The sequence below is a fragment of the uncultured Draconibacterium sp. genome (genome assembly GCF_913060805.1).
GTDB lineage: Bacteria > Bacteroidota > Bacteroidia > Bacteroidales > Prolixibacteraceae > Draconibacterium.
The window spans coordinates 20,911-41,855 of sequence record NZ_CAJXTC010000023.1 but is presented as its reverse complement, the minus strand read 5'-3'; the positions used below and the strand labels follow the sequence as shown (position 1 = coordinate 41,855).

Here is a 20,945-nt window from a genome sequence, read left to right as displayed (position 1 = left end):
ACGAAGCTTTTCTGAAAATATTTTTCTGATCTAGAAACCTTCAGGGCTTCCAACTCTAGTCATTGCACAACGGAAACCAAGGTCGTTCTGTCCTTTTGTTTGCTCCAGGTAACGACGTGTTCCGGGTACCAACCAATAAGGGCGATCTTGCCATGAACCACCTTTGTATACACGTACTTCATCATCAATCAATGATGAGAATGCGCCAGGTCTGTCATCCTGAATGTACATGCCATCGGTTTCTTTTTCGTTACCAATCCATGTATCACCTTCAACAACCTGTGAGTTCGGATCACCGTCTAAAGTATTACGGTAGTCCATTCCGGCAATTGTATCTTTAACAAGCTCACCATACTGGTTTCTCATTAATTGTCCGTTTTGGTCGCGACGATATTCGGTAATAACATTACCACGGAAAGGGTTGAATTCTTCAACATCGTTTAGCGACATTGGACGATAAACATCGGCCACCCATTCGTTAACGTTACCCGACATACAATATAAATTGTAATCGTTAGGTTCGTACGAGAAAACAGGTGCAGCAATGTCTGCATTATCATTCAATGCTCCGGCCATACCCATCATATCACCACGTCCACGAACAAAGTTGGCTTTCATTTGGCCTTTGTCTTTTTTCTTATCGTCACGCAGGTAGGCACCGTTCCATGGATACAATTTACGGTCGGTTAGTAATTCACCATCGGTGTTACCAATTAAACCGTAAGCGGCATATTCCCACTCTGCTTCAGTTGGCAGGCGGTAATTTGGTAGCATAATTCCATCTTCCCATTTTGGGCGACGAGTTGTTCCATCAGGATTTTCAACAGGATCGTCACCTTCAGTTCCCTGGTATATACCAGCTAAGTAGGTGTCTGTTGTATAAACGTTTTCTCCCGCCTGAGTATTATCATGCGTAATAATTCCTTTGTCAACTAATATCTGCTCGTTTACCCTGTCGGTACGCCATGCACAATAAGCCTCGGCTTGTTCCCATGTTACACCAACCACCGGATATTCAGAATATGCCGGGTGACGGAAATAGTTATTTACGTAAGGTTCGTTGTAAGCCAGTTTTTTGCGCCAAACTGTTGAGTCGGGCGTAATAGCTTTAATTTTCGCAACATCGCCGGGGTATACGCGACTGGTCCAGTGGGTAAATTCGCGATAGTCCTGGTTTGAAACTTCTGTTTCGTCCATGTAGAATGAAGCTACAGTAACTCTTCGAGGATAATTGTCGTTGCGGTACATTACGTCCTGTTCTACACGACCCATGGTGAACGTACCACCCTGAACAAAAACTAAACCCGGTCCGGCTTCCTGCTCGTAACCCGAAACATTCGGAATATTTCCGGTCTCTTCAGCATTGTATTCCCAACCAGTGGTTCGTGATGATTCTCCTCTACCACCTTTTCCGAATAATCCACATCCGGATACGAATGCGGCCAAGGCAATAAAAACGAATGGTTTTAATCTTTTAAAATTCATTGTTTGTATAAATTTTCTCATCGACACAAATATAACTAATTTGTTCAATTCTTATTGTTCAGTCTTTTCAATTATTTTATTCTTGATTTAATAAGGATGTTAATATCTTTGCCAGCATTCGGCGAAAAACCGTGGTTCGTTTGCCGCTTAGTTAGCAATATTTGAACCCGATAGCCGTTTACAAGCATATATTATTGACTGTATTTATGAATAAATATATACTCCTGTTATTTGTTGTTTTGGTAGGCTTTGCTGTTAGCGATGTGCACAACGAGATAATTGTGCTTAACTGGCAGGAAAATTCGGGTAGCCGCGATGGAGACGTGTTGGAATTCTTCGAAAACGTCGATATATTGGGCGATATGGAGCATTTGGCTTTACCTGTTTATACCCGTTTATACGAACTCGACAATCCAAAAAAAATACTTCGTTTTAGTATCGAGAATCCCGTTTTTGAAGAAGTGAGCGACAGTATTAAGAAAATATTAGCTGTTGAAATTCCTTCGGAAATAGAAGTAAAAACTACCGTTTTGCAGTCGGGGAACGATAAAAAGATCGAACTTCAGATCATTCCGTTGAAGCAAGAAAATGGTAAGATTTACTGGTTAAAAAGTTTTGGTTTGCGGTCTGCTCCCGATGTTTATAAAAAATCGGCAGAAGCCATAAATTGGAAATCTGAATCGGTTCTGGCATCGGGAGACTGGGTGAAAATCCGTACTTCAGGAAAAGGAATTTACAAAATACCATTTTCGAGTTTGAATGGTTGGGGATTTTCAGACCCCACTCAAGTTGGGGTGTTTGGAAGCGGTGGAAAAATACAATCGGAAGATCCCGGAAAGATTGATTACGATGATCTTGAAGAATGTGCCGTGTGGACAGCGACCAATAACGGCGAAGAGTGTTTATTCTTTTATGCGCCGGGAGTTAATGAATGGGATGTAAACGATTCGGGAGTTTTTACACATCGTTTGAATGAATATACTGCCCAAGGGTATTTTTTCGTGGGAAACACATCAACGCCTAAACAGCTTGAGATGCTGGAGAATGTTTCCGATGAAACTACTCATTCAGTCTCAACGTTTGATTGTTTTGATCTGATAGAAAACGAAAGATATAATTTGTTAGAATTAGGTTCGGGAAAAAGCTGGTATAGCGACCGATATACCAATGGTGGGGCAAAAACATACACATTTAATATTGTTGATCCGGCAGATGAAACTGAAGCAAAAGTAACGGTAAGCGGCGCTGCGCGGTCGTTTCGCTCATCAAATTTTGGAGTTGCCGCCGAAGGAACCGAAGCAGGAACAGTACCGTTCAAAAGTGTTGATACCGATGAAACCTATGGTATTTTTGCCGACCCTGAAACAACAACAATGGATGTTAATCTGGCTGAAGGCGAGCAGGGAATTCGCGTTACCTACAATGCATCGAACAGCAGTGCCGAAGCGTGGCTCGATTACATTGAGCTGAATTACAGAAGAAATATCGTAGTCGGAGATGCTCCCTTGTTTTTCCGCGATTCAAAATCGGTGGGTGACGGTAATATAGTCGAGTTTCAGGTTGCCAATGCAGGAGGCGAAACAAAAGTTCTTGATGTTTCGGATATTAACAATGCAAAAGAAATTAATGCCGTTCTGAGTGGCTCGGATATGGTTTTCGCACAAGATGCCTCGGAGTTGAGAGAATACGTCGTTTTTAATACTACGGGAACTTTTCCGGAACCGGCATTTGTTGAGGATGTTGAGAACCAAAATTTACACGCCATGAATACACCGGAATTTCTGGTCATTTCACACAGTAATTTTATGAGTGCTGCCGAAGAGTTGGCCGATTTTCACCGCACGCAGGATGGAATGAGTGTGGAAGTGGTGGATGTAAATAATGTTTATAACGAATTCAGCTCGGGAAGTAAAAGCGCCACTGGAATCCGGAACTTCATAAAAATGATTTACGACCGGGGGAATACATTAAAATATGTATTGCTTTTTGGCGATGGTAGTTACGATAACCGAAACATAAACGGCAGTGGACTGAATTTTATTCCAACTTATCAATCTTCAAATTCTCTCGATCCGTTAAGATCATTTGTAAGCGACGACTATTTTGTAATGCTCGATTCTGCAGAAACGTTATCGAATGGCTCTATTGATTTGGGGATTGGACGAATTCCGGCATCAACAGCTTACCAGGCACAGTTGGTGGTTGACAAAGTAAAACGTTACTACGAACCGGAAGCTTTGGGCGCTTGGCGAAATGTAGTTTGTATGATCGGCGACGATGGCGATACCGGAGTTCACATGCGGCAGTCGGAGGAAATTGCCGATACGCTCAATAATAATTACGGAGAATTTATTACCGACAAAATATATTTTGATGCTTACGCCGAAGATGTTACGCCGGCGGGCGAGCGATACCCCGATGTAAATGCGGCAATTAACGAAAGGGTAGAAGATGGGGTGCTGATATTGAATTATATCGGGCATGCCAATAACAGTTTCCTGGCGCATGAGCATGTGTTGGAGAAAGGTGATATTAATTCGTGGTCGAACCGTAATCAGCTGCCTATTTTTGTGACGGCAACCTGCGAGTTCAGTCGCTTTGATGCAGATGAGACTTCGGCAGGCGAGGAGGTACTCATGAATCCAAACGGTGGAAGTATCGGGTTGTTTTCAACCACACGAGTAGTTTTCTCGGGAGAGAATTTTAAGCTAAGCAAAAGTTTTTACCGCTATATTTTTGCCAAAGACGAAAACGGTGAGCACTACCGAATGGGAGATGTAATGCGTCTTGCCAAAAACAACGTCTCTAGCGGGATCAATAAGCGAAACTTTTCGTTACTGGCCGATCCGGCGTTAAAACTTTCTTACCCGAAATATCAAGTGGTAACCACGTCGATAAATGGTGCGGATGCAACAAGCAGCCCCGATACAATTGGTACACTCGAAAAAATTACAATCGAAGGTTATGTGGCCGATTATTTCGATAACAGGATCGACGATTTTAACGGCGAGATAACGCACACGGTTTACGACAAAGAAATGGATATGCAAACACTTGGAAATGGCGACGACAACAGACCGCAGACTTTCCAGGTGCAGAATAATATTATTTACTCGGGAACAACAAGCGTTACCAACGGAAATTTCAGCTTTAGTTTTGTTGTGCCAAAAGATATTTCGTATAAAATTGGCTCCGGTAAAATAATGTACTATGCCCAAAATGGCGAAGAAGATGCGCACGGTGCGTTCACTAATTTTAGTATTGGTGGCGAAGGATCGAGCATTGCCGATAACAACGGACCTGAAATTCAGCTTTTCCTTGATTCAGAAGATTTCCAATCGGGCGACGAAACCGGAAAGAACCCGACTTTACTGGCGTATTTGTCGGACGAAAACGGTATTAACACCGTTGGAACCGGAATCGGGCACGATATTACTGCGGTGATCGACAACGATTATTCGAAAGTTTACGTGCTAAATAATTATTACCAGGCCGAAAAGGATGATTACACAAGCGGTTCGTTGCAATATCCGTTAAGTAATCTTTCGGTTGGAAAGCACACGCTGTCGTTAAAAGCATGGGACGTGGCCAATAACTCATCGGAAGTGGAAATTGAGTTTGAAGTTACCGGCGATTTTATCATCAACGGAATAAGCAATTATCCGAATCCGATTACGGATTACACCTATTTTGTAATCGAGCACAATCAGGCCGGCGAAAGTTTTTCGGCAGTTTTCGATATATATAATATCAACGGCAAATTGGTCGATCAGTTTGAAACCGAGATCAGCTCAAGCGGAAGTACCAGTAACCCGGTGCGCTGGGATCTATCAGAATCAAAAATTCCGCTTACTCAGGGAGTTTATGTTTACCAGGTTTTCCTTAAAAATAATAATGGAGTAATTGCTTCTAAATCAGGGAAATTGTTGGTGGCCCAATAATTTTTCCCATTCTGTAAAATTTTTCAGAAAAAGCTGCGTTTTCATTCTTGTATGCCTACGGGCTACACGGAAGAAAAAGAAACACTCGGAATGAAAAAAATATTCAGGGTACAGATTTAACCTATTGTTGCAAAGACAAATGTTATATCTTTGCAGGCTCAATTTTTAGATAGTATGATCAAATTAATACGAATTTTATTTGTGGTGGCTCTTGCAGCCATGATAACTGAGAATGTAATGGCACAGGGAACCTTGTCGGGTGCCAATACAATTACAACTGCTGTTCCGTTTTTGGCAATTACGCCCGATTCGCGCGCAGGAGGTATGGGTGATGCCGGTGTAGGTACCACAGCCGATGTGAACTCGCAGCACTGGAACCCTGCAAAATATGTTTTTATGGAGAGTGAGATGGGAGTTGGTTTATCGTACTCGCCATGGTTGCGTAACCTGGTTGACGATATTAACCTGGCTTACCTGTCGGGATACAAAAAATTAGACGATGTGCAGGCACTTAGTGCTTCGTTGCGCTATTTTGCATTGGGCGATATCGTTTTTACTTCCGATCAGGGTGAGTTTATGGGGCAACAAAGCCCGAACGAATTTGCCATCGATTTTGGATACTCTCGTCTGTTAAGTGAACAGTTCTCAGGAGCAGTTGCCGTACGTTACATTCGTTCCGACCTTACTGGTGGACAGCTGGTAAACGGTGTTGAAACCAATGCCGGTACTTCGTTTGCTGCGGATGTGGCTTTCTATTATTACAACGAATTCAGAGCAGGAAGACAAGACAATATCTTCGCAGCCGGTATTAATATTCAGAATATTGGTTCGAAAATTTCGTATACCGATGGCGATGTAAAAGACTTCATACCAACTACTTTGAAATTAGGTGCTTCGTACACCATGGAACTCGATGATTACAACTCATTCAGTTTTGCCGCTGAGGCGAACAAACTGTTGGTGCCAACACCTCCTGCCGATTCAACCGGTTACGGCGATGGCGATGTAATTTGGTCGGGTGGTATTAACTCGAACATTGGTGTTATCGAAGGTATTTTTAAATCGTTTGGCGATGCGCCGGGCGGATTTAAAGAAGAGATGCAGGAGATTACCTGGTCAGTAGGTGTTGAGTACTGGTACAACAAGCAGTTTGCTTTGCGCGCCGGTTATTTCTACGAGAACGAAAACAAAGGTAACCGCCAGTTTATTACTGCAGGTGCCGGTTTAAAAATGAATGTATTTGCACTCGACTTCTCATACCTGTTGCCAACACAACGTAACCACCCACTTGAAAATACGCTGCGTTTCTCGCTGGCGTTTGATATTGACGCATTTAGTAACCAACGCTGATGGATTTCAGAATTGGACAAGGATATGATGTACACCGCTTAGCCGAAGGAGAAACCTTGTGGTTAGGCGGTGTTCTTATTCCCCACAGTAAGGGAACCGTGGCACATTCTGATGGCGATGTGCTGATACATGCCATTTGCGATGCCATGCTGGGCGCACTGAAACTGCGCGACATTGGTACACATTTTCCGGATACGGCTGCCGAATTCAAAAATATCGACAGTAAAATTTTGCTGAAAAAGTCGTACGAGCTGGTAAAAGAAAAAGGCTACGAAATTGTAAATATCGACTCAACCGTGCAGGCGCAACAGCCAAAATTAAAACCACATATTCCTGCAATGGAACAATGTATGGCCGATGTTTTGGAAATTGATGTCGATCGTGTTTCGGTAAAGGCAACAACTACCGAAACGCTTGGTTTCGAAGGCCGCGAAGAAGGTATGTCGGTAAATGCGGTGGTACTTTTAAAACACGTGTAATGAGCAAACGCACTCTTGTTATTGGTGCCAGCGAAAACCCGGCCCGATACTCCAACAAAGCAATTCTTGCACTTCGACGAAATGAACACGAAGTGGTAGCACTGGCCAAACGTAAAGGTTTGGTTGACGATGTTGCCATTGAAACAGATTTCCCGGGAAACGACGATATTCATACCGTAACACTTTATGTGGGGCCACAACATCAGCCTGAGTATTATGAGGATATTATCGGCATGAAACCACAACGTGTTATTTTTAATCCGGGTACCGAAAATCCGGAATTTGCCGAAAAACTGGAGGCCAATGGTATTCAGGCTGAAGAAGCTTGTACTTTGGTATTGTTAAGTATCGGAAATTACTAGGTTACGACTGCGCCCAGCCTGAAGTCATAGTGAGCGGAGTCGAACTATGATAATTGTAAAATACATATTTTGATCATGTTCAAAGAAATAAAATCACTCGACGAATTTTTAATACTAAAAGAAGAACAGGCAGCAATGCTGGCCTATTTTTCTACCGATGCATGTTCGGTTTGTAAAGTGTTAAAGCCTAAGGTGGATGAAATGGCGACAGCCAAATTTCCTAAAATGCAATTGGTTTACGTTAAATCGGATGTGTTGCCCGATGTGGCTGCACAAAACAGTGTATTTACAGCACCCACTGTTGTGGTATTTTTCGATGGCCGCGAAACCATTCGTAAAAGCCGTGCTTTTGGCGTAGAAGAATTGGAGCACGAGATTGAGCGGTATTATTCTATGTTGTTTGATTAGTTTTCGCTTGACGAATAAATGTTCTGTTGAATTGGCTTGAAACTTTAAAGGCCTCTCACAAAGGCCATTTGGTGATCAGGACTATAATCGTAAGGATTATCGAAACCAATAGGACGAAAGAGATAATTCCGCCGATATAAACCGCAAGCGTTCCAGCTACGGCACTAAAAATTGAGCGCTTAAAATAAGAGTGAAAAGCGTAGGTGAAATAAAAGAGTGTAATACAAAAACTTACCGACGTAAAACTGGGAAGCAGCGCGGGAATAATAAAAATAAAAGGGGCTAAAATTACCGTAATCAGAATGCTCTGTGCAAAAATGTAGGTATTCAAAATCAAATGTTCGCCATAATACAGCTTCTTTCTTCTGAAGCACCATTTAGAAATTAAACTGGCAAATGGGAGCATTAAAACGGGTAAAAGATTCATATAGCCTTTGATGATTCCCGTCAATTTTTCTTGAAATTCCATTGCTTCAGGACTGGATGTCTGTTGATCAGTGCCAATAAAGTGGCTTGTCGTTTCAACTCCCGTATCGTAGATGTTTAATGAAAGCATTAAAAACGCATAAGCTCCGCAAATAACAAGGATATAATTCAGAGGATTAATATATGGTTTTGTTTTTCCCCGCAAGTAGTCGTCGACAACTTTTCCCGGGTTTCGGAATAGCCAAACCAGCGTGTAAATAAATCCACGCTCCATGTTGAGCGCATTGCCAACCACTGCTAAAAAGCCTTTTAACGTAAAATGTTTTTGATAGATTTTTTGCCCGCAATTGCTGCAGTAATTATCAATTGCAGCAGAACTACAGTTTGGACATTGTATGAGTTTTGGCAGATCAGACATTTATAACTTTTACTATTAAATGTTCCTCTAATTTAGGAAAATGCTTAAAAGTAAACATTACAATGAGTTATAAATATTCGATGTAATCTTTAGATCCTTTGATTATCGAAACTGAGCTTATTTGTTCTTCTTCAATAAATCGCTTTTTGCAACCCAGCGGGCCTGGTTCATCAGCGGGTGTCGCAGCGTAATGGCTCCTTCAACCGGACAAACAACCACGCAGTTTCCGCAATACCAGCATTCGCCGGGGTATAAAACCAATGGTGATTCTCCTTTTTCAGCGCCGGGAACAAACAGATCGACCTGGCATATTTCTACACATTTATTGCAGGCAATACATTTTTCGTCATCGATAATGATCGGATTGGCTGCCGGCATTTCAGCTTTTAAGGCTCGTAATTTATTCGACATGGCTGTTTGTTTTTAGGTAATCAGTGTTGTGCTTTTCATAGTTTTCCTGCAGATCTCCAAAGAAATCGACAGGCAATTCGCGTTGTTTGATCTCGCCCTCTTCATTTTTCAGAATGATCAGTTTTTTCTCTGAGGTCTTTTCATCAGCACTTCCGGCTTTCGTAAAACAAAGCGATTTGGAATTGTTTTTACGGGCCTTGCTGGCAAGAAGGATAATTTGTGCATTCGTAAGAATATCGAAAACCTCAAGCAGTCGTGTTAGTTCGTGCGGATTGTAGGCGAAGGTTTGCGAAAGAATGTCTTCTTCGTACTCTTTCAGAACCGTGAGGCCGATGTCGAGCAACTCGTCGTGTTTTACATCGCCACAATAGTTTTGCATGGTTTTGGCAATTCCCATGTTCAGCTCTTTCCAGCCAATACTTTTTGCCGGATTATTTTTTAGCGGAGCAAAAATCCGTTTTTTCTCGTTTTCGATTTGTGAGATTGACGGTTCCTTCATTTCTGCATCGGCTGCATATTTTGCTGCATGACGACCGGCGTAGTATCCGGTTGCAGCGGCGTGTCCGTAGCAATTTGATGCGTACAATGCGTCGCCGGCCACAAACAATCCTTTGATGTTCGATTGTAATTGCCAGTCGTTCATAAAACCACCCGGCAAACCGAAGAGTTGCCTTTCCTGTGGCAGAAACTGCCCCGATCGCCAGCCGGTGCCATAACATTGCAACACATGTTTTTCCGGATCAAAACCGGCGCGGGTGTAATTCTGGTAAATCGGTACTTTGGTTTTCCCTTCTTCACCGATCATCATTCCCCAGATCACTTTTCGCTCAGCTTCTGGCAAAGTGGAAAGATCAGCATAGAGAGGTATTTTATAAGTTCCATGTTCAAATTTATCCAGCGACAAGGTTTCCGGGCCGTCGATTTCGTAGTTGGCATCGTCGATGTTGCCGCCCTTCATAAAATATTTTTGTCCTTTAGCGGGTTTAAATCGTTCCGAAACAGTCTTCAGAATATTCCCGTCGCGGTCGGCATAAGGAATTTCTTTTCCAGTAGCATCGATCATCGATGCCGCATACCAGGTGTTGTGGTTGTTGCCGGCTCCGTAAGGCGGATAACTTCTTCCGGCAGCGGAGAATTCGGCACCCACCGATTTTTCCATCATGGTAAATTCGGCTCCGGCGCGCCAACCCATGGCATGACCGTCGCCAATACACTGTGTTGGACGGAATTCTGCCAGGCCGGGAAGTTCTGCAGAAAACAGCCAAATCCTTGCAGGTCGCGACATGCACATAATGCTCGACTTGCTTTTAAAAACGAAAAATTTCCCGGTGCGGGTGTGCATCCCGGTAGCACCGATGCACTGAATCTCGTCGCCGTTTTTTGCGGTCAGCAAGGAAGTGACCATTATGCGATCGTATATTTTTACACCTAAACGTTTCAATTCTTTGTACATGGCCGGTTTGAAAGTGCTTCCCCAGATACGCAGCGTAAATCGGTTTTCGTAGTCGTAGGCAAACATCAGTTTCGAGTCGTCGTCGCGAAATTCAGCACCTTTAAATTCATCGCCGGTGTCGCGTATTTTACCGCCCATCTTTTCAATGTCGAGCATGCAATCCCAGCCTTCGCGGCATTCGATATAATGCGAAATGCCGTTGTTGTAACCGTCGTTGTCATCCATCATGGACTGGGTCAGTTCTTCGGGCGTAACTTTCGAACATGGATTGGTAGCAGCCGATTCCCAATGGTCGCAGCCTGAACCTCCGGCACCACTCATTTTGGTGGCTCCTTTTTCAACCAAAACCACTTCTTTGCCGTCGCGGGCTGCAGCTATGGCCGCCATGCATCCGGCAATTCCTCCTCCCAAAACCAAAACCTCGCAAGAGATGGTTTCTTCCTTATCGTATTCCAACGGGTAAGGCCAGCTATTTTCGTTCATAATTTTTTTGTTTCAAGTTTACTAACAATAATCAATACGCCCAGCGAAACCGAATAGGCGATAAATAGCCCCAGTTCGGAACTGATAATTTTACTGAATGGGGGATAGACTCCCGAAAGAAATGCGCCAACTCCGATAATTCCGCCGGTAAAAATTGCGGCAACGGCACCTCTTTTTGTGGCTCCTTTCCACAGAACGCCCGCCAGCAGGGGAATGAGCAGACTACCCATGTAAGGATAGTTGAAAATTATAATTGCGTCGAGTATGTTACTTACTTTAAATGACAATAAAACGCCTGCAATAACAGACAAACCTACTGCCAATCTTGAGATCAGTTTCGAATGTGGCATCTCGTCAAGTTGATATTCGCGATAAAAGAAACAGTTCAGTAAATCTCGCGAAAAGGTTGCTCCCAGTGCCATCAATAATCCTGCACCACTCGACATGGCAGCTCCCAAAACTGCGGCAATGGTTATTCCGGCTAAAACAGGAGGTAACGATGTAATTACCATGTGCGAAAAAACTCCTTCTTTAATTTCCGGAAAAAGAAGATGACTGGCCACGCCAACTGTTGAACTCAATATGCCGATAAAAATGACGAGAACTCCGGCAATGACTGCACCATTTCTGGCGGTTTTTGCATCTTTTGCCGATTGAAAACGCAGGTAAGCATCGTAAGAAACCGAAATGGCAATCAGGAACGGAACCACCAGGTAAATGAATTTGGTGAAAGTGCCTTTTGGAATAAACGGTTGATGGTAAACTTCGGCCATACTGATGCCCTGTTTATTAAGGAGCAAAAGTGACGCAATGGCAACTACCGGAATTCCGATTAGAATTACTGACGACTGAATTGCATCGGTGAGAACAACTCCCCACATTCCACTAAGTGTACTATAAATTAAAATGATGGCAGCGCAAATAATTACTCCCTGGTAAAACGGAATTCCAAATCCCGAGAGGAGGCTTCCGCAGGCCAGAAGTTGTGCAATAAAAATACCCAGTAAACTTGGCACATTGCTCATCCACGCCCAAATACGCACCCATTTGTTTTTGCCGTAACGGGCTTCGTAAAAATCGAGCGGAACAAAACTGTCTTTCTTTTTGAGTTTGGCAGCAACCAGTAAACCGGCTACAATCAAACCGCCACCACAACCAAGCGCGTACCACATGCCCGGCCATATGCCCATTTGGTTTCCGGTTTCAGAACCGCCAAGAATTATGCCCGCTCCAATTTGTACAGCTGTAAGTGTTCCGATGGTTAATGGAAGGCTCAGTTTGCGTCCGGCCACCAGAAAATCGGAGGCCTTTTTATTGCGCGACATCATGATGATACCTGCAATAATGATGATGGAAAAATAGGCAAAACAAACCAGTAAAACGGTGGTTTTGTCGCTCATGTTGATTGACTTTTAGAATTTTTGGTCGATAAATGTCTGAAAAATATCTTACCAATTACCCTCTAGAAAGTCATAAAGATCAAATTTAGACAGATTATGCATAATAATGACATTACGAAAAAGGACGTGCTCTCATTTTTTATGGCCAGGCTTCATACAGCCTTTTTATGGTTTAAATAATGTTTCCAGGAAATTGTCATCCGCCTCATTTGGCAACGTAACTTTAAGCTCCGGATTTTCTTTCATAGCCTGCTCGATGGCAAAACGTGCCGGTTTGTTGCGTGCCCAGCTTCGGCGCGAAATACCGTTGTTTACATCCCAGTGCAACATCATTTTCAGGCGTTCTTCGGCTTCGGGCGATCCGTCGATGGTCATTCCAAAACCACCGTTAATTACTTCGCCCCAACCAACGCCGCCACCGTTATGCAAGGAAATCCAGGTGGCGCCACGGAAACCGTCGCCGACAAAATTCTGCACGGCCATATCGGCTGTAAACGATGAGCCATCGTAAATATTTGAAGTCTCGCGGTAAGGCGAGTCAGTTCCTGAAACGTCGTGATGATCGCGGCCTAAAACAATAGGAGCCGAGATTCTTCCGTCGGCAATGGCGTCGTTAAATGCTTTGGCAATTTTTGTGCGACCGGTGCAGTCGGCATATAAAATACGCGCCTGTGAACCTACCACCAGTTTGTTTTTTCCGGCTTCTTTTATCCAGTGGATATTGTCTTCCATCTGACCGGTAATTTCTTCCGGAGCAGAAGCGGCTATTTCAGACAATACATCGGCAGCAATTTTATCAGTAGTTTCCAAATCTTCGGCTTTTCCCGAGGTACACACCCAACGGAAAGGACCAAAACCATAATCGAAAAACAACGGTCCCATAATATCCTGAACGTACGAAGGATATTTAAATTCACCGTCAGCTTTGGTTATGTCGGCACCGGCTCTGCTCGCTTCCAGCAAAAAGGCATTTCCATAATCCCAGAAATACATGCCGTTTTGAGTCATTTTATTTACTGCCGCTACATGTCGGCGTAATGTTTTATATACGTCTTCCTTAAACTGTTCCGGATTTTCGGCCATCATTTTATTCGACTCCTCAAAACTCAATCCGGCCGGGTAGTAACCTCCCGCAAACGGATTGTGCAATGATGTTTGATCTGATCCAAGTTCAACCGGAATATTTTCCTCAGCCAGTTTTTCCCACAAATCAACAATGTTACCCTGATAGGCCAGCGAAACAGCTTCTTTGTTTTCGCGGGCTTTTAATGCGCGGGTCATCAATTCATCGAGGTCAGTATAAACTTCATCCACCCAACCCTGATTGTGGCGAACTTCCACGGCTTTAGGATTTACTTCGGCAACAATACAAACCATTCCGGCAATTACCGTTGCTTTTGGTTGAGCTCCCGACATTCCACCGAGGCCACTTGTAACAAATATCTTTCCTCCAAAATCGCCGGGCGAGTGCAGGCGGGCAGCATTCATAACTGTAATTGTAGTGCCGTGTACAATTCCCTGTGGGCCAATGTACATGTACGATCCGGCAGTCATTTGTCCGTATTGCGAAACGCCCAATGCGTTCATGCGTTCGTAATCGTCGCGGCCCGAATAATTCGGAATTACCATACCGTTGGTAACTACCACGCGCGGTGCATTTTTATGCGAAGGGAATAAGCCCATCGGGTGCCCGGAATACATCACGAGCGTTTGTTCGTCGGTCATTTCGGCCAGGTATTTCATAGTAAGCAGGTATTGTGCCCAGTTTTGAAAAACCGCGCCATTTCCGCCGTATGTGATCAGTTCGTGCGGGTGTTGTGCCACAGCGTAATCCAGGTTGTTCTGTATCATCAGCATAATAGATGCTGCCTGTTTCGATTTTGCAGGGTATTCATCAATAGGGCGCGCATACATTTTGTAATCCGGACGGAAACGGTACATATAAATACGCCCAAAAGTTTCCAGTTCGTTTAAAAATTCAGGAGCGAGTACTTCATGAAATTTAGCAGGGAAATAGCGTAAGGCATTTTTTAAAGCCAGTTTTTTTTCTTTCGCCGATAATATGTCCTTTCTTTTGGGGGCGTGGTTAATGTTGGTTTCGTATGGTTTCGGCAATGGAAGTTCTTCCGGAATACCTTGTAATAGGGCTGTTTTGAATGCTGCTAAATTCATGGTTCCTCTGCTTTAATCTTAAATATTTCGAAATACAGCGGCAAATTATCGCCTTTCCCCGAATTTACTTCTGATATTTCACACCTTTTAAAAATATTTGTAAGAATAGAAGTAAAGTTTTGTATATAGTGCACAAAAAATATAAATAACGCCGTCCTTTAGGGCGGCGACTTAGAAAGTGAGATATCGAAGGTTTTTGAGAAATTTTGTAAACTAATATCTTACAAAATTTCTCAAAAAACGGTTAGTGTTACGATATTTGAAATCACCGCCCTAAAGGACGGTGTTATTGAAGAAAACGAAACAAGAAATAGTTAAATAAATAGAAGATGAAAAGATTAAGAATTGTATTAATAGCATTAGTAAGTGTAGTTTTATTTTCGAGTTGTGGTTACAACAAAATGGTGGAAATGGATGAGCAGGTAACTGCATCATGGGCACAAGTTGAAAACGTTTATCAGCGTCGTGCTGATTTGATTCCAAATCTGGTGAATACCGTAAAAGGTTATGCCGAGCACGAGCAGGAAACGCTAACCGGCGTTATTGAAGCGCGCTCGAAAGCTACTTCGGTAAATATCGATCCTGCAAACCTGAATCCTCAGACTATTCAGCAATTTAACCAGGCCCAGGAAGGACTTTCTTCAGCGTTAAGTAAATTGATGGTGGTTGTTGAACGTTATCCCGATTTAAAAGCCAACCAGAATTTTATGGAATTGCAGGCGCAGCTTGAAGGTACTGAAAACCGAATTGCTGTGGAACGACGTAAATTCAATCAGACCACACAATCGTACAATGCCTATATCCGAAAATTTCCGCGGGTAATTTATGCCGGTTGGTTTGGTTTCGAAAAGAAAACATATTTCGAAGCTCAACAAGGTGCAGAACAAGCTCCTGAAGTACAGTTTTAATCGTTTTGCGAAGGAGGTGATGCTGTCCGTCAACTGACGGATTCAGCATCTGAAAATGAAGGGGAGAAGCATCCAAATGGATTGCAGTAATAACAAATTAAAGGAGATTATGGGAGTTCAAAAATATTTTAGCGAAGCAGGGAAACTGCAAATTACCAACGCCATTCGTGTGGCCGAAACTAATACCTCGGGAGAGATTCGGGTGCACATTGAAAAACATTGCGCCGGCGATGTGTTAGATCGTGCAGCGTATATTTTCGAGAAACTGGAAATGCACAAAACGGAATTGCGCAACGGTGTGCTTTTTTACCTGGCAGTTGAGGATAAAAAGTTTGCCATTTTGGGCGATGGAGGAATTAACCAAAAGGTGGCTGACGATTTCTGGGAAAGTACCAAAGAAGTGGTGATTGCCAAATTAAAAGAGAGTAAGTACGCCGAAGCTTTGGCCGATGGAATTATAATGGCCGGCGAACAGTTAAAAACGCATTTCCCATACCAGAGTGATGATGTGAATGAATTATCGGACGAAATTTCGTTTGGAAAATAAAAATCACTGTTCCGCTTGTTCTCCCCTTATAAGGGGAGATGCCCGCGTAAGGAAAGCGGGTGGATGGCAGAGGGGTTAAATAAAAAAAATATGAAACGAACAATAATAGTACTATTTGCACTGATCGTAACCGCCACAAGCGTTTTGGCACAAATCCCCGAACGTCCTCAACCGGCACGTTTGGTAAACGATCTCGCCAATATTTTAAGCGATGGCGAAAAGCAAAATATGGAGAGTGCCCTGGTGCAGTTTGCACGAAAAACATCAACACAAATTGTGGTGGTAACGGTTCCTGATCTTGAAGGATACGACCGTGCTGACTATGCACAGCGACTGGGCGAAAACTGGGGAGTTGGCCAAAAGGGCAACGATAATGGTTTGGTGGTTTTGGTAAAACCAAAAGTTGGTAACAGTCGCGGGCAAGTGTTTATTGCCACGGGTTACGGACTGGAAGGTGTTTTACCCGATGCCATTGTAAATACTACAATCGTTAACGAGGAGATGATTCCGCGCTTTAAGCAAAACGATTATTACGGCGGTCTGGCGGCAGGCTTAAACGTAATTATGGATATCACCCGCGGCGAATATACCGCGGCGAATTACCAGGAAAAGGTTAACGCCGGCGGCAGTGCCGGAATTCCTTTTGGTATTATCTTTTTTGTTTTAATTATAACCTTATTCGGAAGACGCCGACGTGGCCGTTTTTACTCACCGGGCAGAAGTTTGCCATTCTGGATGGCTATGGGAATGATGTCGGGAAGTCATCGTTCATCAGGCTCGTTCGGAAACTTTTCGTCGGGAAGCGGAAGTTTCGGTGGCGGAGGCTTCGGTGGATTTGGTGGCGGAAGCTTTGGCGGTGGAGGCGCCGGTGGAAGCTGGTAAAAAGAAGTTCATTATTCGTTACATAAAAACAATGTTCAAATTTGAGGAAGTCGTTTCTGGAGGAGCGGCTTTTTTCTTTTTAAGGATTTTGGTGATCGACGCTAAGGTTTTATAACCTTGGTTTTAAGCACGATTGTGTCGCCAATGTCGAAAACTAACATCGATAAATACTGCTTTTGTCTAGCCCGATTAGGCAAAAAATAAGGTTTTATTTGCTACTGGGAATCTATATTTGCAGTGTACAAACCCAGTACAAACTCTTTACAACAGAGTCAATCAAAAGAAGCATAGATGCAATGAAGAAAAAATCCCGGAGTGGACGCCGGGATTTTTTTATGCACGAAATTTTTAAGTATTACCTTTTAAAACATCCGTCAACAAAAAAGCCGGTTCAAAATTTTTTGAACCGGCTTTTGTTTGATCAATATCTTAATGCTTATTCAGCAATATCTTCAACTACGTTAATATTCTGGTCAACCAAAATACGACCGCAATATTCGCAAACAATAATTTTTTTGCGGCTGGCAATATCCAACTGGCGCTGAGGTGGGATTTTGTTAAAACAACCACCGCAAGCATCACGCTGAATAGTAACTACGGCCAAACCGTTGCGTGCATTTTTGCGAATACGCTTAAAAGCTCCCAACAGACGAGGTTCGATAAACGACTCGATCTTTTCTGATTTAGCTCTCAGCTTTTCTTCTTCGATCTTGGTTTCTTCAGTAATTTCCGAAAGTTCGTTTTTCTTTCTGTCAAGATCTTCTTCACGCTCTTTCAACTGTTCTTTCGATGCAGTAATGGTTTCTTTTTTCTGAGCCATTTCTGCAGTGAACTCTTTAATTCGTTTTTCCGAGAGTTCGATTTCCAGGTTTTGGAACTCAATTTCTTTCGAAAGCGAGTCGAATTCGCGGTTGTTACGAACGTTGTTTTGCTGCTCGGTATATTTTACAATCAACGCTTGCGAATCTTTAATCGCAATTTTTTTGTTGTTGATTGAAGTATCCAGATTTTTAACCTCGTCATCAAGGTTTACCAACCTGGTTTTCAAACCGGCAATTTCGTCTTCCAAGTCTTGAACTTCTAAAGGAAGCTCACCCCTTAGGGTTTTTATTTTATCAACTTCAGATACAACACTCTGCAACTCATGCAATGCGCGTAATTTCTCTTCTACTGAAATGTCTTTGTCTTCTTGCCTTGAATATGGTGCATTCATGCTCGTAATATTTTTTTATACATAAAAATCAGAAGTAAAAAACCGGGTTGGTATTCACCTCTGATAAATGGACTGCAAATTTAGGGAATTTTTTTGTAAGTATCTCATAAAAAAGTTCTTTAGTGAACTGTTCACTCTCAAAATGTCCGATATCGGCGATAACTATTTTATTTTCGGCATCAAAAAATTGATGATATTTAAAATCGCCGGTCACAAAAACGTCGGCTCCGGCTGCAATTGCCTGGTTTAAAAGGAACGAACCCGATCCTCCGCAAACCGCAATTTTCTTCACTTTTTTATCTTGTAAAGCGGTGTGCCTGATCATTTTTACATTAAACGTTTTCTTTAACTGGCGAAGAAAAGTTGTTTCGTTTTTTTCTTTGGGTAACGAACCGATCATTCCAGCTCCAATCTGATCAAATTTATTATCGAGCAAATATATATCGTAGGCAACTTCTTCGTACGGATGAGCCTGAACGAGGGCATTTATAACTTTTCCCTGAAGATAATCGGGGAAAATGGTTTCAATACGGATCTCGTTTTCGTAATGTTGCTCGCCTTTTTTTCCCACAAAAGGGTTGGTGGTGTCACTTCCACGGAATGTACCTTGCCCGTGGGCATTAAAACTGCACGAGTCGTAATTCCCGATTTGCCCGGCACCGGCAGCAAAAACAGCTTCGCGAACCTGGTTGGCCTGATCGACCGGAACATAAGTTACCAGCTTTTTCAGCATCCCGCCGGCAGGTTGAAGAATTTTGCAGTTCTCCAATCCGAGCTTTTCGCAGATTTTTCCATTTACTCCGCCTGTAACACTGTCGAGATTGGTGTGTGCTGCATAAATAGCCACATCGTGTTTTATGGCTTTTATCAGTGTGCGCTCTACGTAATTTTTGCCCGTAATTTTTTTCAATCCCGAAAAAAGGATGGGGTGATGGGCAATTATTAATCCGGCTTTTCTTTTTATGGCTTCATCAACAATGGCTTCGGTAACATCGAGCGTAATCAAAGCTGCCGAAACCTTAGCATTTTTATCGCCAAGAATTAGCCCGGCATTGTCGTACGATTCCTGCAATTTTAACGGTGCAAGATCTTCTAAAAAATTGGTAATATCTTTAATTTTCATTTTCCCCAAGTCCGTGTTTTATCGCGATTAGTTCTTGTTTAATATCTTGTAAACGTTTAACCACCTCGAAATTGTTTAATGTGTCTTCCGGATTTTCTTTCAGTTTCTTCCGGGCGCCGTCAATGGTTAGTCCGCGTTCTTTTACCAAATGGTTTATCATCCGGATCGTATCCAAATCCTTTGGCGTAAATTGCCGGTTGCCCTTTTTGTTTTTCACCGGTTTTAGCGCCTCAAACTGGTTTTCCCAATAACGAATATGCGACACGTTTACGCCAAACATATCGGCAACTTCGCCAATGGAATACAGCATCTTTTCTATTTTGGGCTTTTTGTATGGCACGCGCTAATAATTTAGATGCAAGATAAAAGAATTTGAAGCTGTTACAAAAGAGTGATTGATTTTTTGATGTGCAGACGTTTTGCCAAATAAAAACTTCCACCGGAATAAACCGATGGAAGCCTCAATATTTTTAGAAATCGCGAAATCGTTAATCCAATGATTGGCCGATATTCGACGAAATTGCAATCATTTTGTCGTATTCCTGTGGAGTAAGATCTTTAAACATGTAGTAGGCCGGATTCACTTTGCGCCCGTCTTTGTGCACTTCGTAGTGCAGGTGCGGTGCAGTTGAGCCTCCGGTGTTTCCAACATAACCGATAATGTCTCCACGTTTTACCTGCTGGCCGCGTTTTACATTAAATTCGTTCATGTGGCCATAAACAGTTTCGTAACCAAATCCGTGATCGAGTTTAATGTGCAAGCCGAGTCCCACTTTACTTCTTTTCGAACCTGATACGTCGGTAACTTTACCGTCGCCGGTGGCATAAATAGGAGTTCCTACAGGAGCTGTAAAGTCTTGTCCCCAGTGCATTTTTCGCACTTTGTAAATCGGGTGTACACGGTATCCCCAACCACTCGAAGTTCGTTTCAGATCGGTGTTGGTAATAGGCATAATTGCCGGCAACGAAGCCAGCATTTTTTCTTTGTTCAGCGCCAGTTCTAATACTTCGTCGTACGATTTCGACTGAATATACGCCTGTTTCGAAATTACATCCAGCTTATGCGCTGTTGCAATTACCAATTCGGCATTGTCCATATCTTCCAACTCCGAATATTTATTCGCACCACCAAAACCTGCATTCCTAACTGTCGAAGGAATTGGCTCGGCTTCAAAAATTACACGATAAATATTATCGTCGCGCTGCTGCAGTTCCGACAATACATTTTCTACTTTATCCAGATCCTTCGAAAGCAATTCGTACTGGGAAATCAAACGCTTGTTTTCACGCATCAATCGTTTTGATCGTGGCGTGTCGTAAAAGTTTACGAAAATCAGCGAAATGAGAATTGCCAATGCTAAACTACTAGCAAAATAGGTAAGTAATTTTGTTGCTTTGGCTTTCCAACTTAATCCTACGCTCTCGTAACTGAGGGTATCCGGGTTAAATTTATATTTCTTTTTTGCCATATAAAAGGCCGGTTT

18 protein-coding genes are annotated in these 20,945 nt (G+C 42.8%); 8 read left to right on the top strand and 10 right to left on the bottom strand.

All coding sequences use genetic code 11. The annotated features are described in order from the left end of the window. Positions 1-30: 30 nt before the first annotated feature. Positions 31-1,485: an SUMF1/EgtB/PvdO family nonheme iron enzyme gene (locus QZ576_RS14475; RefSeq protein WP_297098401.1), complete on the bottom strand. Its 1,455-nt coding sequence runs from the start codon at positions 1,483-1,485 to the stop codon at positions 31-33. Positions 1,486-1,691: 206 nt separating this feature from the next. Between QZ576_RS14475 and porU the strand changes: the two genes are divergently transcribed. From porU to QZ576_RS14450, 5 genes are all read left to right on the top strand, one after another. After that, on the top strand, positions 1,692-5,426 hold the full coding sequence (gene porU / locus QZ576_RS14470; RefSeq protein ID WP_297098399.1) for a type IX secretion system sortase PorU: 3,735 nt from the start codon (positions 1,692-1,694) through the stop codon (positions 5,424-5,426). A 174-nt stretch (positions 5,427-5,600) separates the two neighbouring features. Then, complete coding sequence (gene porV / locus QZ576_RS14465; RefSeq protein ID WP_297098397.1) at positions 5,601-6,776, top strand: type IX secretion system outer membrane channel protein PorV; 1,176 nt, start codon at positions 5,601-5,603, stop codon at positions 6,774-6,776. Further along, positions 6,776-7,255, top strand: a complete 480-nt coding sequence (gene ispF, locus QZ576_RS14460; RefSeq protein WP_297098395.1) for a 2-C-methyl-D-erythritol 2,4-cyclodiphosphate synthase — start codon at positions 6,776-6,778, stop codon at positions 7,253-7,255. The genes porV and ispF overlap by 1 nt, the downstream gene beginning before the upstream one ends. Beyond that, a complete protein-coding gene (locus QZ576_RS14455) occupies positions 7,255-7,617 on the top strand; it encodes a CoA-binding protein (protein WP_297098393.1) in 363 nt (120 codons plus the stop codon). The genes ispF and QZ576_RS14455 overlap by 1 nt, the downstream gene beginning before the upstream one ends. A gap of 75 nt (positions 7,618-7,692) precedes the next feature. Continuing rightward, positions 7,693-8,025 (top strand): co-chaperone YbbN, encoded by a 333-nt coding sequence (locus tag QZ576_RS14450; RefSeq protein WP_297098391.1) that lies wholly within the window; start codon positions 7,693-7,695, stop codon positions 8,023-8,025. A 55-nt stretch (positions 8,026-8,080) separates the two neighbouring features. On the opposite strand, the gene QZ576_RS14445 is transcribed toward QZ576_RS14450, so the two are convergent. The 5 genes from QZ576_RS14445 to QZ576_RS14425 form a co-directional block, all read right to left on the bottom strand. Then, complete coding sequence (locus QZ576_RS14445) at positions 8,081-8,869, bottom strand: DUF3667 domain-containing protein (protein WP_297098388.1); 789 nt, start codon at positions 8,867-8,869, stop codon at positions 8,081-8,083. A gap of 117 nt (positions 8,870-8,986) precedes the next feature. Further along, a complete protein-coding gene (locus tag QZ576_RS14440) occupies positions 8,987-9,280 on the bottom strand; it encodes a ferredoxin family protein (protein WP_297098386.1) in 294 nt (97 codons plus the stop codon). Next, entirely contained in the window at positions 9,270-11,216 is a 1,947-nt protein-coding gene (locus tag QZ576_RS14435) for an FAD-dependent oxidoreductase (RefSeq protein ID WP_297098385.1), read from the bottom strand. The genes QZ576_RS14440 and QZ576_RS14435 overlap by 11 nt, the downstream gene beginning before the upstream one ends. Further along, positions 11,213-12,616, bottom strand: a complete 1,404-nt coding sequence (locus QZ576_RS14430; protein WP_297098384.1) for a sodium:solute symporter family protein — start codon at positions 12,614-12,616, stop codon at positions 11,213-11,215. The genes QZ576_RS14435 and QZ576_RS14430 overlap by 4 nt, the downstream gene beginning before the upstream one ends. A 165-nt stretch (positions 12,617-12,781) precedes the next feature. Continuing rightward, positions 12,782-14,788: a urocanate hydratase gene (locus QZ576_RS14425; RefSeq protein WP_297098383.1), complete on the bottom strand. Its 2,007-nt coding sequence runs from the start codon at positions 14,786-14,788 to the stop codon at positions 12,782-12,784. Positions 14,789-15,117: 329 nt separating this feature from the next. On the opposite strand from QZ576_RS14425, the gene QZ576_RS14420 reads away from it, so the two are divergent. The 3 genes from QZ576_RS14420 (at position 15,118) to QZ576_RS14410 (ending at position 17,125) form a co-directional block, all read left to right on the top strand. Then, positions 15,118-15,696, top strand: coding sequence for a LemA family protein (locus QZ576_RS14420; RefSeq protein WP_297098382.1), 579 nt, complete (start codon positions 15,118-15,120; stop codon positions 15,694-15,696). Between the two features lie 109 nt (positions 15,697-15,805). Further along, positions 15,806-16,243, top strand: a complete 438-nt coding sequence (locus QZ576_RS14415; protein WP_297098381.1) for a TPM domain-containing protein — start codon at positions 15,806-15,808, stop codon at positions 16,241-16,243. Between the two features lie 90 nt (positions 16,244-16,333). Then, on the top strand, positions 16,334-17,125 hold the full coding sequence (locus tag QZ576_RS14410; protein WP_297098380.1) for a YgcG family protein: 792 nt from the start codon (positions 16,334-16,336) through the stop codon (positions 17,123-17,125). Positions 17,126-17,561: 436 nt separating this feature from the next. On the opposite strand, the gene QZ576_RS14405 is transcribed toward QZ576_RS14410, so the two are convergent. From QZ576_RS14405 to QZ576_RS14390, 4 genes are all read right to left on the bottom strand, one after another. After that, entirely contained in the window at positions 17,562-18,338 is a 777-nt protein-coding gene (locus QZ576_RS14405) for a C4-type zinc ribbon domain-containing protein (protein ID WP_297098379.1), read from the bottom strand. Between the two features lie 28 nt (positions 18,339-18,366). Beyond that, positions 18,367-19,461 (bottom strand): Nif3-like dinuclear metal center hexameric protein, encoded by a 1,095-nt coding sequence (locus QZ576_RS14400; protein ID WP_297098378.1) that lies wholly within the window; start codon positions 19,459-19,461, stop codon positions 18,367-18,369. Beyond that, positions 19,451-19,801 carry a MerR family transcriptional regulator gene (locus tag QZ576_RS14395; RefSeq protein ID WP_297098377.1) on the bottom strand — a complete coding sequence of 117 codons (351 nt, stop codon included), beginning with the start codon at positions 19,799-19,801 and terminating at the stop codon, positions 19,451-19,453. Before QZ576_RS14395 ends, QZ576_RS14400 begins: the two co-directional genes overlap by 11 nt. Positions 19,802-19,949: 148 nt before the next feature. Next, positions 19,950-20,930 (bottom strand): M23 family metallopeptidase, encoded by a 981-nt coding sequence (locus tag QZ576_RS14390; RefSeq protein WP_297098376.1) that lies wholly within the window; start codon positions 20,928-20,930, stop codon positions 19,950-19,952. Positions 20,931-20,945 lie beyond the last annotated feature (15 nt).